The 13,384-nt window shown below is 58.8% G+C and carries 16 protein-coding genes; 8 read left to right on the top strand and 8 right to left on the bottom strand.

All coding sequences use genetic code 11. From position 1 onward, the window contains the following. Positions 1-112 precede the first annotated feature (112 nt). Positions 113-1,657, top strand: coding sequence for a nitric oxide reductase transcriptional regulator NorR (norR, locus tag K7H21_RS06015; protein WP_057173199.1), 1,545 nt, complete (start codon positions 113-115; stop codon positions 1,655-1,657). Here the strand turns inward: norR and gutQ are convergent. From gutQ to srlA, 7 genes are all read right to left on the bottom strand, one after another. After that, on the bottom strand, positions 1,620-2,585 hold the full coding sequence (gene gutQ, locus K7H21_RS06020; RefSeq protein ID WP_004104827.1) for an arabinose-5-phosphate isomerase GutQ: 966 nt from the start codon (positions 2,583-2,585) through the stop codon (positions 1,620-1,622). The two genes, norR and gutQ, sit on opposite strands and share 38 nt — an antisense overlap. Beyond that, positions 2,578-3,351 carry a glucitol operon DNA-binding transcriptional repressor SrlR gene (gene srlR / locus K7H21_RS06025; RefSeq protein ID WP_004124044.1) on the bottom strand — a complete coding sequence of 258 codons (774 nt, stop codon included), beginning with the start codon at positions 3,349-3,351 and terminating at the stop codon, positions 2,578-2,580. The genes gutQ and srlR overlap by 8 nt, the downstream gene beginning before the upstream one ends. A 68-nt stretch (positions 3,352-3,419) precedes the next feature. Beyond that, a complete protein-coding gene (gene gutM / locus K7H21_RS06030; RefSeq protein WP_004124041.1) occupies positions 3,420-3,779 on the bottom strand; it encodes a transcriptional regulator GutM in 360 nt (119 codons plus the stop codon). Between the two features lie 130 nt (positions 3,780-3,909). Next, positions 3,910-4,689 carry a sorbitol-6-phosphate dehydrogenase gene (gene srlD / locus K7H21_RS06035; protein ID WP_004124038.1) on the bottom strand — a complete coding sequence of 260 codons (780 nt, stop codon included), beginning with the start codon at positions 4,687-4,689 and terminating at the stop codon, positions 3,910-3,912. Positions 4,690-4,706: 17 nt separating this feature from the next. After that, positions 4,707-5,069, bottom strand: a complete 363-nt coding sequence (gene srlB / locus K7H21_RS06040; RefSeq protein WP_004124022.1) for a PTS glucitol/sorbitol transporter subunit IIA — start codon at positions 5,067-5,069, stop codon at positions 4,707-4,709. 13 nt (positions 5,070-5,082) lie between these two features. Further along, positions 5,083-6,060, bottom strand: a complete 978-nt coding sequence (gene srlE, locus K7H21_RS06045; RefSeq protein ID WP_223035651.1) for a PTS glucitol/sorbitol transporter subunit IIB — start codon at positions 6,058-6,060, stop codon at positions 5,083-5,085. After that, the gene (gene srlA, locus K7H21_RS06050; RefSeq protein WP_004104818.1) at positions 6,057-6,620 is read right to left on the bottom strand and encodes a PTS glucitol/sorbitol transporter subunit IIC; all 564 of its coding nucleotides are present in this window, start codon (positions 6,618-6,620) and stop codon (positions 6,057-6,059) included. Before srlA ends, srlE begins: the two co-directional genes overlap by 4 nt. A 262-nt stretch (positions 6,621-6,882) precedes the next feature. On the opposite strand from srlA, the gene mltB reads away from it, so the two are divergent. The 4 genes from mltB to K7H21_RS06070 all read left to right on the top strand — a co-directional run bounded on the left by mltB (position 6,883) and on the right by K7H21_RS06070 (position 10,620). Then, positions 6,883-7,959: a lytic murein transglycosylase B gene (gene mltB, locus K7H21_RS06055; protein ID WP_009651581.1), complete on the top strand. Its 1,077-nt coding sequence runs from the start codon at positions 6,883-6,885 to the stop codon at positions 7,957-7,959. 203 nt (positions 7,960-8,162) lie between these two features. Continuing rightward, positions 8,163-8,873, top strand: coding sequence for a metal ABC transporter ATP-binding protein (locus K7H21_RS06060; protein WP_223035652.1), 711 nt, complete (start codon positions 8,163-8,165; stop codon positions 8,871-8,873). Further along, the gene (locus K7H21_RS06065; protein WP_004124010.1) at positions 8,870-9,733 is read left to right on the top strand and encodes a metal ABC transporter permease; all 864 of its coding nucleotides are present in this window, start codon (positions 8,870-8,872) and stop codon (positions 9,731-9,733) included. The genes K7H21_RS06060 and K7H21_RS06065 overlap by 4 nt, the downstream gene beginning before the upstream one ends. 8 nt (positions 9,734-9,741) lie before the next feature. Continuing rightward, positions 9,742-10,620 (top strand): metal ABC transporter substrate-binding protein, encoded by an 879-nt coding sequence (locus K7H21_RS06070; protein WP_223035880.1) that lies wholly within the window; start codon positions 9,742-9,744, stop codon positions 10,618-10,620. A 38-nt stretch (positions 10,621-10,658) separates the two neighbouring features. Here the strand turns inward: K7H21_RS06070 and K7H21_RS06075 are convergent, their stop codons facing one another. Further along, positions 10,659-10,883 carry a hypothetical protein gene (locus K7H21_RS06075; protein ID WP_004124007.1) on the bottom strand — a complete coding sequence of 75 codons (225 nt, stop codon included), beginning with the start codon at positions 10,881-10,883 and terminating at the stop codon, positions 10,659-10,661. A gap of 204 nt (positions 10,884-11,087) precedes the next feature. Here K7H21_RS06075 and pncC point away from each other — a divergent pair, with 204 nt between their 5' ends. The 3 genes from pncC to recX all read left to right on the top strand — a co-directional run bounded on the left by pncC (position 11,088) and on the right by recX (position 13,295). Next, positions 11,088-11,585 carry a nicotinamide-nucleotide amidase gene (pncC, locus tag K7H21_RS06080; protein WP_004124005.1) on the top strand — a complete coding sequence of 166 codons (498 nt, stop codon included), beginning with the start codon at positions 11,088-11,090 and terminating at the stop codon, positions 11,583-11,585. 80 nt (positions 11,586-11,665) lie between these two features. Further along, positions 11,666-12,724, top strand: a complete 1,059-nt coding sequence (gene recA, locus K7H21_RS06085) for a recombinase RecA (RefSeq protein ID WP_004124003.1) — start codon at positions 11,666-11,668, stop codon at positions 12,722-12,724. 70 nt (positions 12,725-12,794) lie between these two features. Continuing rightward, positions 12,795-13,295, top strand: a complete 501-nt coding sequence (gene recX / locus K7H21_RS06090) for a recombination regulator RecX (RefSeq protein WP_004124002.1) — start codon at positions 12,795-12,797, stop codon at positions 13,293-13,295. Positions 13,296-13,384 lie beyond the last annotated feature (89 nt).

The following is a 13,384-nucleotide window of genomic DNA, read 5'->3' on the forward strand; positions in this document are numbered from 1 at the left end:
AATTGAATTTAAAGTTTTTTGTGTTTTTTGTTAAATCTGTTGATGTCAAAATGACAATGGTTAAAATAGTCGATATGACTATGTGGGTTGTCAGAATGACTATGAGGCGACAATGAGTTTCTCCGTCGAGGCCCTGGCGAAAATAGCCATTGATTTACAAAGCGATCTCGGCCACGCCGACCGTTTTTCGCGGCTGATTACCACCCTGCGGCAGATACTTGGCTGTGATGCTTCGGCGCTGCTGCGCTACGAAGCGCACCAGTTTGTGCCGCTGGCGATTGATGGCCTGGCCCAGGACGTTCTTGGCAGGCGCTTTGCCCTTGAAGGCCACCCGCGGCTGGAGGCGATTGCCCGCGCGGGGGACGTGGTGCGTTTCCCGGCGGACAGCGATCTACCGGACCCTTACGATGGCCTGATCCCCGGTCAGGAGAGCCTGAAGGTACACGCCTGCGTCGGCCTGCCGCTGTTTGCCGGGCAAACCCTGATTGGCGCGCTCACCCTCGACGGCATGGATGCGGACCGTTTTGACAGCTTCAGCGACGAGGAGCTGCGCCTGATTGCCGCCCTGGTGGCCGGGGCGCTCAATAACGCGCTGCTGATCGCCCGGCTGGAGAACCAAAACGTGCTGCCGGAGCAGGCTATCGTTTACCCGCCGGCCGAACGTCAGGAGATCATTGGCCTGTCGGCGCCGATGCTGCAGCTCAAGAAGGAGATCGACATCGTCGCGGCTTCCGACTTAAACGTGCTGATTAGCGGCGAGACCGGCACCGGCAAAGAGCTGGTGGCGAAAGCGGTACATCAGGGATCGCCGCGAGCGGCCAATCCGCTGGTCTATCTCAACTGCGCGGCCCTGCCGGAGAGCGTGGCGGAGAGCGAGCTGTTTGGCCACGTCAAAGGGGCGTTTACCGGGGCGATCAGCAACCGCAGCGGCAAATTTGAAATGGCGGACAACGGGACGCTGTTCCTCGATGAAATCGGCGAGCTTTCGCTGGCGCTGCAGGCCAAGCTGCTGCGGGTGCTGCAGTATGGCGATATTCAGCGCGTCGGCGACGATCGCAGCCTGCGGGTTGATGTGCGGGTGCTGGCGGCCACCAACCGCGACCTGCGTCAGGAGGTAGTGGAGGGGCGTTTTCGCGCCGACCTGTATCATCGTCTGAGCGTGTTTCCGCTGTCGGTTCCGGCGCTGCGCGAACGGGAAAATGACGTGGTGCTGCTGGCTGGTTATTTCTGCGAACAGTGCCGTTTACGCATGGGGCTGGCGCAGGTGATTTTAAGCGAGGCGACGCGGGCCAGACTGCTGGCCTGGCCATGGCCGGGCAACGTGCGCGAGCTGGAGCACGCTATTCATCGGGCGGTGGTGCTGGCGCGGGCGACGCAGGCGGGTAATGACATCGCGCTGGAGCCGCAGCACTTTCAACTGGCCGGGGAAGCGCCGGTCTTGCCGAGCGTCAGTCCGCATCCGGCGGCGGAAGCGGTGAGCCTGCGCGAGGCGACGGAGGCGTTCCAGCGCGAAGCGATAGCCAGCGCGCTGGCGGCTAATGGCCGCAGCTGGGCCGGCGCCGCCCGCGCGCTGGGGCTCGATGTCGCCAACCTGCACCGGCTGGCGAAGCGTCTGGGGCTTAAAGGATCCCGGCCTGATAAAAATTCTGCAGGTTAATCGCGCCGACCAGTTGGCCGTTTTCATCCACCACCGGAGCGGCGCTGATTTTGTGCTTCATCAGGCGCTCTTTGGCTTCTATCGCGCGGCTTTCCGCCTGCAGAGTAACGCCGTTGCGGGTCATCGCCTGGCTGACGATATCCTGTAAGCTGCCGCCGCCCACCAGCCAGCGGCGCAGGTCGCCGTCGGTAAACACGCCCTGCACGTGATTACGTTCATCGCAGACTGCCACCAACCCCAGGCCGGTGCGGCTGAGTTCGAGCATCGCGTCCATCACGCTGGTGTCGTTGGCGACGCGCGGCACGTCGCCGTCGCGGCGCATCAGATGGTGAACTTTGTTCAGCAGCCGCGCGCCCAGCGCGCCGGCCGGGTGCGAACGGGCGAAATCTTCTTCGTTAAAGCCGCGGGCCTGCATCACCGCCATGGCCAGCGCGTCGCCGAGCATCAGGGTATTGACGGTACTGGAGGTCGGCGCGAGGTGCATCGGACAGGCTTCACGCTCTACGGCAATATCAAGCACCGCTTTAGCCGCCAGCGCCAGCGGCGAAGTGGATTTACCGGTCATCGCCAGCAGCGGAATGGATTTTTCCTCCAGGCGCGGGACGATAAGATCCAGCTCTTTGGCGCTGCCGGAGTAGGAGATAAACAGCATCACGTCGCGGCTGTCGAGCATTCCGAGATCGCCGTGCAGCGCTTCCGCCGGGTGGACGAAAAATGCCGGGGTGCCGGTGCTGGCGAAGGTGGCGGCCAGCTTTTTACCGATATGGCCCGATTTGCCGATACCGGAGACCACCAGTTTGCCCTCGCAGTGGATGATGGTTTCCGCTGCGCGGATGAAGTCGTCGCCCAGGCGTTCAGGCAGGCGGCTCGCCTCCTGAAGCTCCAGCATTAGGGTCTGGCGTCCGGCTTCTAACAGAAAGTTACTCATGATGTTCTCCAGTAATAATGACTTCGATGCCTTTGTCTTCCAGCGCCCGCTTAAATTCCGGGCTGATATCGGCATCGGTAATCAGTTTGTCCACGCTCTCGAGGCCGCAGACGATATTGGGACTTTTGCGGCCAAACTTTGACGAGTCAGCCATCAGGATAACTTCGCGGGCGGCATTGCACATCGCTTTGCTAACCGTATAAACCTCATTAAAGGTGGTGACGCCGGCGATTAAATCAATGCCGTCGGTGCCCATAAACAGGCGGTCGAAGCTGAATTGTTCGAAGGCATTTTCCGCCAGTTGGCCGTGAAAAGAGGCCGATTTTTTGCGAAACGTGCCGCCCGGCATCAGGATGGTTTGTTCATTATCCAGTTCGGAGAGGGCGTTGACGATATGCAGGCTGTTGGTCATCACGGTGATGTTGTTGAAGCGGCTGAGCATCGGCACCATTTGCAGCACCGTACTGCCGGCATCAAGAATGATCGAGTCGCCATCGTGAATAAAGCTGACCGCGGCTTCGGCAATCCGCTCTTTTTTATGGGTGTTGATCAGCGTTTTGTGGTCGATGGGCGGATCGGCCTCGTCTTTATTTAACACCACGCCGCCGTAAGTGCGGATAACGGTACCGGCATTCTCAAGGATCACCAGATCCTTACGGATGGTGGTGCCGGTGGTGTCGAAGTGTTGCGCCAGCTCTTCGACCGAGCATTTACCCTGCGTTTGCAGGTGCTCGAGAATGGCTGCCTGGCGCTGACGTGGTTTCATAGGCGTTGTATCCTGCGTTTAAAGTTTCGAAATGATAATTTCGCAAGATATTAACGTTCACAACGAAATTATCCATGTTTCGGATTAAGCGCTAATGATAGTGCATTCTGACAGAGCGGATCATTGGGAAAGATCACATCAGGCTGCAATTCCTTGAGATGCTTACCGGTGAGGGCGGGAATTTTTTGCGGCCTGGCGAAGACGGTGAGGCCTTTCATTAACAGCGTATCGCAGATGCGGTCGTCTTCGTCGACGGCAATGGCGACGACGGCCCGCGGCTTGAACCGCCCCGAGGAACGGCCCACGCCGACGCGGCCCTGCTGGCACAACCGGTCGAACGCGCGATTGAACTGCCGGATTTGCCAGCCGCCAAAGGCGAGCTGGGTTATCCAGGCGATGGCGGCGACGGTGATAAGTACGGTAACCATAAAAGTCTCCATAAAGTGTGGTGTAGGGAAGACCCGGGTCGCGGCGCGTGCGCCTTACCCGGGCTACGGACCGGCGCGGGTTGCCGGTTTTGTAGCCCGGGTAAGCGCAGCGCAATCCGGGAATCCTGTTTTAAAACATCACCTGCCCGCCGGTGACGTTAATGGACTGGCCGGTGCAGTACGAAGCCTGCGGACTGGCATAAAACATCAACACGTTAAGTACGTCCTGGTAATCGCAGCCGCGCTTCAGCGGGACTTTGTCGATGTAATACTGCTCGACCTGCTCCTCCGGGATCCCCAGCTTGGTGGCGTACTGCGGCAGGAGAGACTGGAACATCGGCGACTTCAGCAGGTTGCCGAGCATCAGGGAGTGCACGGTAATCCCGTACTCCGCGAGGTCCAGCGCCAGCGACTGCGTCAGCCCCACGCCGCCGAACTTCGCCGCGCTATAGCCGGAGTTATGCTTGCTGCCCACTTTGCCGGATTTAGAGTTGATCTGAATAATGCGTCCTTTAATGCCGTCGCGGATCATCAGGCGGGAAAACTCGCGGGCGCAAAGGAAGTAGCCCACCAGATTCACCTGCAGCGAGCGGTCGAAATCCCCCAGTGCGAAATCGCTGATAAACGCCGCTTTAGCGATCCCGGCGCTATAGACCAGCAGGTCGACGCGGGAAAAAATGTCGTCCACCCCGCGGGCGAGGGCGACGACGCTGGCTTCGCTGGTGGCGTCCGCGCCGAAGCCCCACGCCGTTCCTTCGCCATATTCCGCGTTAATTGACTGCGCGACGCGGGACGCTTTATCGCTTTGAATATCGACCACCGCCACGCGATAGCCTTCCGCGGCAAGCCCGCGACACAGAAACTCCCCTAAGGTTTGTCCCCCACCGATGACAACAGCAACCTGATTCATACTTTTCTCCTTACAGCTTAAGCAACAAATTTCAGTACGCAGCCGGCGGCGATGCCTTCCGGCACCGGGCCAGCCACGTGTACGGTTCCGGGGAATTCCGCTTCGCGGTGACCGTCAAAGCGCAGCGTGATATGGCCCAGCTCGCGCAGGTTCTGCTCGGCGACGTCGCCGACGGCGGTGACCGGGTAGCGCATCTCGCCAAGCTGCAGCTCCGCACCCGGCACCAGCGCGCCGGACAGCTCGCCGTGGTTGTGAATAAAGCAGTACTCTTCGATATCGGCCGGGGCGCCTTCGCGGAAGGTGATCAGCATCTGCTCGTCCAGCGCCATCGCCGCGCTGGCGCCGATATGGGTAATGGTGGTCTGGTAAATCACGGTCATCTTCAGGAACCTCTTATTGGTAAATAAATCCGGAAACGAACCAGGCGATCAGCACCGTTGGCGCGCCGGTCAGGAAGCGGCTCACCAGTACCGACGGTACGCCGACGCGCACGGTGTCCTGGCGCGCTTCCGCCAGCGACAGGCCAACCGGGATAAAGTCGCAGGCGGCCTGGGCGTTAATGGCGAACAGCGCGGGCAGGGCGAGGTGCGGCGGAATATTGCCAAGGCCAATCTGTACGCCAATCAGCACGCCGATGACCTGGGCGATGACCGCGCCGGGGCCGAGAAACGGCGACAGCAGCGGGAAAGAGCAGATCAGCGCCAGGGTGACGAGGCCCAGCGGATGGCTGGCGAGCGGCGCCAGGCCGTGGGCAATCCAGTCGCCGATGCCGGAGGCCATGATGATGCCGATCAGCGCCGCGACGAAGGCCATAAACGGCAGAATGGTTTTCAGCACCGTATCGATGGTGTCGCGACCGGCCTGGAACAGCACCGCCACGACCGAACCCATCCCCATTCCAACTTTGGCCAGCAGGCCGTCGCTCTGCTCGGTTATTTTCTTGCTGGTGTCATAGTCGCGGGCCGCCGGCTGAACAGGCGCGGCCTGCGGGGCCGGGGAGTCGCCATCTTCCAGCGCGATAATGTTCTCCTCTTTGACGCCGGAAACGTAAATATCTTCGACGATGTACTGCGCCAGCGGACCCGATTTGCCGGTCGCGTGAATATTAATGGTCGGGATGCGGCGCTTCGGGTAGATACCGCAGCGCAGGGTGCCGCCGCAGTCGATAATCGCCACGCCGATTTCCGCTTCCGGCGGTTCGCCCTCTTTGAAGCCATCGACCGCCTGCCAGCCGGTGAGGCGGGCAATTTTATCGACGATCGCCGGGCGGGTGCCCGCGGTGATATAGACAATCTTTTTACCGGCAACGGCGTCGAGTTCGAGCGGGCCGCCCCAGCCGCCGGCGCCTTTTTCAATGCGAATATGGGTCATGATGTCGCTCCTGACAGATGCACTTTCTGCTCAAGCTGGATAGCCATTTTTTTCTCAAAAATCGACGTGGTCAGGTCGGTCACCCAGCCGCGGAAGAAGTTCGTCACCAGGCCCACCAGCAGATAGCTCACCGCCAGCGGCCCTAACGGCAGACCGAGGGTGGTTAGCCCGTTGGCAATCCCCAGATAGACGAACAGTTCGCCGGGGTTGATGTGCGGAAACAGGCCGTTCATTGAGTGGCAGCTGTAGGAGGCCGCCGCGTAGTAGCTCGGTTTGTATTTCTCGGGCATAAAGCGCCCAAGGCTCAGGGTCATCGGGTTACAGAAAACGAAGGTGCCGATGCAGGGCAGCAGCAGGTAGCGGGAGATCGGATTACCGGCGCAGCGCTGCGCCAGCTTTTCGATCCGCTGCTGACCAATAAAGTTGATCAGCGCATTCATGATCACCAGCAGACTGATCAGCAAAGGCAGGATCCCGGTGACCATACCGGTGAACACCTCGCCTCCCTTCTGAAACAGGCCGATAAACCATTCGGCGCCGTGGGTAACGACTTCAATCATTGTTCTCTCCTTCAGCGTGTTATTTTTCTTGCTAACTGGCAGCTAATTTTAATCATTTTAAAAGGTTTGAAATTGTTATATTGATCGCAAAATGAAAGATAAATATTTTATTTTGAAAGATTGTGGCTGAAGTGAACGAAGGATCCGACGGGGCGAGAGGAAAAAAGGCGATAAAAAAGAATTTACATTGCCGCCGCTTCCTTGTGAGCGGGCGCATGCTTTACCATAATTACCCCTTGCCGATTTGTTAAATGGATGTCCCATGTTGAAGCGTCGTTCCCTGGCTTTACTCCCCCTGTGCGTTCTCCTCGCTGCCTGCAGCAGCAAACCTCAAACTCCTGCGGAAAAGGAAATGGCGGGCGGTACGGGCGGTTTTTTACTCGAGCCGCAGCATAACGTGATGGAGATGAGCGGCGATTTCGCCAATAACCCGGCGGCGGAACAGTTCATTGATAAAATGGTGAGCAAGCACGGCTTCGACCGACAGCAGCTGCATCAAATCCTCTCCCAGGCCAAACGCCTGGACTACGTGCTGCGTCTGATGGACCGTCAGGCGCCCACCGGACTGCCGCCGTCAGGGCCAAACGGCGCCTGGCTGCGCTACAAAAAGCAGTTTATTACCCCGGATAACGTGCAGAACGGCGTGGCGTTCTGGAACCAGTATCAGGATGCGCTCAACCGCGCGTACCAGGTATACGGCGTGCCGCCGGAGATTATCGTCGGGATTATTGGCGTCGAGACCCGCTGGGGGCGGGTGATGGGGAAAACCCGCATCCTTGATGCGCTGGCGACGCTGTCGTTTAACTATCCGCGCCGCGCCGAGTACTTCTCCAGCGAGCTGGAAACGTTCCTGCTGATGGCGCGCAGCGAACAGGACGACCCGCTCGATCTGAAAGGCTCCTTCGCCGGCGCGATGGGCTACGGTCAGTTTATGCCTTCTTCTTACAGGCAGTACGCGGTGGACTTTAACGGCGACGGGCATATCAACCTGTGGGATCCGGTCGATGCGATTGGCAGCGTGGCGAATTACTTCAAGCAGCACGGCTGGGTGAGCGGCGATCTGGTGGCGGTACAGGCGCTGGGCCAGGCGCCTGGGCTGAACAATGGGTTCAAAACCAAATACAGCGTCTCGCAGCTGGCGGCGGCAGGACTTACCCCGACTCAGCCGCTGGGTAACCATCAGCAGGCGAGCCTGCTGCGTCTGGATATCGGCACAGGCTACCAGTACTGGTACGGCCTGCCGAACTTCTACACCATCACCCGCTATAACCACAGCACCCATTACGCGATGGCCGTCTGGCAGCTGGGGCTGGCGGTTTCTCAGGCCCGCATGCAGTAATCCCGCCTTCTGCGCTCCTCTCCGTGCGGAGAGGAGTCTGTAACATTTTGCAGCATTTCCTTTTGTTGACGCCAATTTACATTCCGCGCTTCTTTTAATATTGTTATGTTATAACATTTTATTGAGGCGTTAACATTGACTTCCTTATTGATGACATCAGGTATAGCCCGGCTGGGGATGGCCTGCGTGCTGCTGGCCGCTCTGTGGCTGGCAACCTGGTGGGCGGTATCGCTGCCATGATTGAGCTCGATCATCTGGTGGCTGGCTATGAAGGGCTGGCGATCACGCCGTCGCTGAGCGGCGCGATTGCAGCGGGGAGTATGACCGCTATCGTCGGCCTGAACGGCTGCGGCAAATCGACGCTGTTAAAGACGCTGGCCGGATTTATTCCGCCGGTCAGCGGCCGCCTGAACTGGCGCGACGGACGGCCGGTTATCGGCTGGCTGGCGCAGCGGCATGCGCTGGAGTCGCAGTTTCCGCTCACGGTGCAGGATGTCGTCAGCCTGGGGACCTGGCCGTGCGTATCGCTGCTGCGTGGGCTCGGAGGAGGGGGGCGTCAGCGCATCGTCGCAGCCATAGAGCGGGTGGGGCTGTTAACGATGGCGAAAACGCCGATTGAGGAGCTCTCCGGCGGTCAGTTTCAGCGCATGCTGTTCGCGCGGGTGATGGTGCAGCGCGCGCCGCTGGTGATGCTCGACGAACCGTTTACCGGCATCGACGAAGCCACCTGCCGCGAGCTGATGGCGCTGATCCTGGAAATGCATCAGCAGGGGCAGACGATTCTGGCGGTGCTGCACGATAACCAGCGGGTCGCCGACTATTTCCCGGAAACGATGCTGCTGACGCCGCAGCGCGCCCGCTGGGGCAGTACGCCTGATGTGCTGCCCGCCTTTCACGGCGCGAGGCTGGCATGATCTGGCATACCTTCATTCAGCCCTTTATCGAATTTGGCTTTATGCGCCGCGCGCTGGTGGTGTGCCTGGCGTTGTCCCTGAGCACCACCATGCTCGGCGTCTTCTTGCTTTTACGCCGCATGAGCCTGATGGGCGATGCGCTCTCGCATGCGATTTTGCCGGGTGTGGCCGCGGGCTATCTGCTTAACGGGATGTCGCTGCTGGCGATGACCGTCGGCGGTTTTATCGCCGGGATTGCGGTCGCGCTGGTGGCGGGGTGGGTCAGCCGACGCACGCCTTTAAAAGAGGATGCCAGCTTTGCCGGATTTTATCTTGGCTCCCTGGCGCTGGGCGTGACGCTGGTCTCGCTGCGCGGCTCTAACGTCGATCTACTGCATCTGCTGTTCGGCTCGATTCTGGCGGTGGACAGCGATTCTGCGTTGTTTGTGAGCGGCGTCGCCAGCCTGACGCTGATCTGCATCGCCCTGTTTTATCGCGGCCTGGTCAGCGAAGCCTTCGACAGCGTCTGGCTTCAGGTCAATGCACGAAGGTTGCCTGCGCTGCTGCACGGCCTGTTCCTCGCCCTGCTGGTTCTCAATCTGGTGGCCGGGTTTCAGGTGCTCGGCACGCTGATGGCGGTGGGGGTCATGATGCTGCCCGCGGTCGCGGCGCGATGCTGGGCGCGGACGCTGCCGGGCATTCTGCTGCTGGCGGCGCTCATTGGCGGTTTTTGCGCGTGGATGGGGCTGAGCCTGTCGTGGGCGGCAAACCTGCCTGCCGGGCCCGCCATTGTGCTGACCGCCAGCGGCATCTTTTTTATATCGGTGTTTTTTGGCACGCGCAGCCGGCTGGTTGTCGGCTGGCGCAAATTAATGGGGTAAGGAATATGATGAAACGTACCGGGATATGGCTAGCGCTGGCGCTGGGTTTGGCATCGCACGGGGTGATGGCGAAAACCCTAAACGTGGTGAGTAGTTTTTCCGTATTAGGCGATATGGTGCAGCAGATTGGCGGCGAACATGTGCATGTGGATACGCTGGTAGGGCCGGACGGCGACCCGCACACCTTTGAACCCTCGCCGAAAGACAGCGCGCTGCTGAGCAAAGCCGATGTGGTGGTGGTGAACGGCCTGGGGCTGGAAGGCTGGCTGGACAGGCTGATTAAGGCATCGGGGTTTAAAGGCGAGCTGGTGGTGGCTTCCGACGGCGTAAAAACCCATACGCTGGAAGAAGATGGCGCAACGGTAACCGATCCGCACGCGTGGAACAGCGCCGCGAACGGTGCGCTGTATGCGCAGAATATCCTCAACGCCCTGGTGAAAGCCGACCCGGAAGATAAGTCGGCGCTGGAGGCATCCGGTCAGCGCTATATCAGCCAGCTCAATGAGATCGATCGCTGGGCAAAAGATCGGTTCAGCACCATTCCGCAGGCAAAGCGTAAGGTTCTGACCAGCCACGACGCGTTCGGCTATTTTGGCCGCGCCTATGGTGTGACCTTCCTCGCGCCGCAGGGATTGTCTTCGGAAAGTGAAGCCAGCGCGGCGCAGGTGGCGGCCTTAATCAAACAGATTAAAGCCGACGAGGTGCATACCTGGTTTATGGAAAATCAGCTTGATCCAAGACTGGTTAAACAGATTGCCAGCGCAACGGGCGCGCAGCCGGGGGGAGAGCTCTACCCTGAAGCGCTCTCTAAACCGGGCGGCGTGGCGGACAGCTACGTGAAAATGCTGCGTCACAACGTGGAGCTGATTGCGGCGAGTATGAAATAAATGAAGCCGGCCCGCGGCGGGCCGGTTATCTGACCTGATTATTCTTCAAGTATCTTTTTGATTTTTTTGGTTAATGTGAAACCAAAGACAATACAGCCCACCCCCAGCAGGATCTGTACGCCTTCGTACAGCGGGTTGAATGAGCGGGTAAATATATTCAGTAGCGCGGTAAACAGTGACACGACGCCACAGATAAACAGGCACAAGCGCACCTGGCGTATTTTTTTCACGTTCTGCTCTGAGGTAAGCGGTGTTTTGACCATTCCTGGTAACCTCTTATTTCACTCTTCCTGATATGTGCGGTGAATTGTGACACCGGCGACCCCTGGCGGCTATCCGAAAATGCGTCGTCGGGCGTGGTCGATGTTTTTCTGAAGCAGACTCGTAAATTCGTTACCTCATCCCCATATCTCTACTGGAAGTGCTATCTTTGATGGCCTGGTTGTACAGCTTACGTGGGGCGACGAATGACAGATTCCGAATTAATGCAGCTGAGCGAGCTGGTGGGGCAGGCGCTGAAAGCGCGCGGCGCGACGGTGACCACGGCGGAGTCCTGCACCGGCGGCTGGGTCGCCAAAACCCTTACCGATATCGCCGGTAGTTCGGCATGGTTTGAGCGCGGTTTTGTGACCTACAGCAATGAAGCGAAATCGCAGATGATTGGCGTCAGCGAAGCGACGCTGCTTGAGCATGGCGCGGTGAGTGAACCGGTGGTCGTGGAGATGGCGATTGGCGCCCTGCGCGCGGCCCGCGCGGACTATGCCATTTCGGTCAGCGGCATTGCCGGACCGGATGGCGGCAGCGCGGAAAAGCCGGTGGGAACCGTCTGGTTTGGCGTCGCCAGCGCCAGCGGACAGGGCGTGACCCGGCGCGAATGCTTTGCCGGAGACCGCGAGTCGGTACGCCGCCAGGCCACGGCCTATGCGCTAAATCTCCTCTGGCAACAATTTCTACAAAACACTTGATACTGTATGACTATACAGTATAATTGCTTCAACAGAACAGAATTCACTACCCGGTTACACCCGGCATGAGAGGAGTAATAATGGCTATCGACGAAAACAAACAGAAAGCGTTGGCGGCAGCACTGGGCCAGATCGAAAAACAATTCGGTAAAGGCTCCATCATGCGCCTGGGTGAAGACCGTTCCATGGATGTGGAAACTATCTCCACCGGCTCGCTTTCCCTTGATATCGCCCTGGGCGCAGGCGGCCTGCCGATGGGCCGTATCGTCGAGATCTACGGGCCTGAATCTTCCGGTAAAACTACGCTGACGCTGCAGGTTATCGCCGCCGCGCAGCGCGAAGGCAAAACCTGTGCGTTCATCGATGCGGAACACGCGCTGGACCCGGTTTATGCACGCAAGCTGGGCGTCGATATCGACAACCTGCTGTGCTCCCAGCCGGATACCGGCGAACAGGCTCTGGAAATCTGTGACGCGCTGGCGCGTTCCGGCGCGGTAGACGTTATCGTCGTCGACTCCGTTGCGGCGCTGACGCCGAAAGCGGAAATCGAAGGCGAAATCGGCGACTCTCACATGGGCCTCGCGGCGCGTATGATGAGCCAGGCGATGCGTAAACTGGCGGGCAACCTGAAGCAGTCCAACACGCTGCTGATCTTCATCAACCAGATTCGTATGAAAATTGGCGTGATGTTCGGTAACCCGGAAACCACCACCGGCGGTAACGCGCTGAAGTTCTACGCCTCCGTTCGTCTGGACATCCGTCGTATCGGCGCGGTGAAAGAGGGCGATAACGTTGTCGGCAGCGAAACCCGCGTTAAAGTGGTGAAAAACAAAATCGCCGCGCCGTTTAAACAGGCTGAATTCCAGATCCTCTACGGTGAAGGGATTAACTTCTATGGCGAGCTGGTCGATCTCGGCGTGAAAGAGAAGCTGATCGAGAAAGCCGGTGCCTGGTACAGCTACAACGGCGATAAAATTGGTCAGGGTAAAGCGAACGCAATCTCCTGGCTGAAAGAGAACCCGGCTGCGGCAAAAGAGATCGAGAAGAAAGTTCGTGAACTGCTGCTGAGCAATCAGGACTCCACGCCGGACTTCGCGGTTGATGGCAACAGCGAAGCGGAAACCGAACAGGATTTCTGATATCGTCTGAACAGACTAACAAGGGGCCGCTTACGCGGCCCTTTTGCTTTTTTGATTAGCGAGGCTGCCCGTGACTGAAACTTCATCCCGCCGCTCTGACTACGCCAGGCTGCTGGATCGCGCGATTCGCATTCTGGCAATGCGCGACCACAGCGAACAAGAGCTAAGGCGCAAACTGGCCGCGCCGGTTATGAGTAAAAATGGGCCTGAAGCGCTGAACGTGACGCCGGAAGAGGTCGATAAAGTTGTTGAATGGTGCATTGAGAACCGCTACCTGGACGACGAACGCTTTGTTCGTCAGTTTATTGCCAGCCGTAGCCGCAAGGGATACGGCCCGGCGCGCGTCCGCCAGGAGCTAAAGCAGAAGGGGATTTCCCGCGAGACGATAGAGTCAGCCATGCGCGAGTGCGTAATCGACTGGGCGCAGCTTGCTAAAGAGCAGGCGCAGCGAAAATATGGCGAACCCCTGCCCACCGTATTTGCCGAAAAAGTCAAAATTCAGCGCTTTTTGCTCTATCGCGGTTATCTGATGGAAGATATTCAGGAAATCTGGCGAAATTTTGCAGATTGACCCATCCGGGATTTTACTTCCCCGTGAAGAAAACTTATCTTATTCCCACTTTATTTTCGTGAGTAGCCTGCCGGTCGATACTGGGCAGT

The sequence above is a fragment of the Klebsiella sp. CTHL.F3a genome (genome assembly GCF_019890895.1).
In the GTDB taxonomy this organism is placed as follows: domain Bacteria; phylum Pseudomonadota; class Gammaproteobacteria; order Enterobacterales; family Enterobacteriaceae; genus Klebsiella; species Klebsiella grimontii.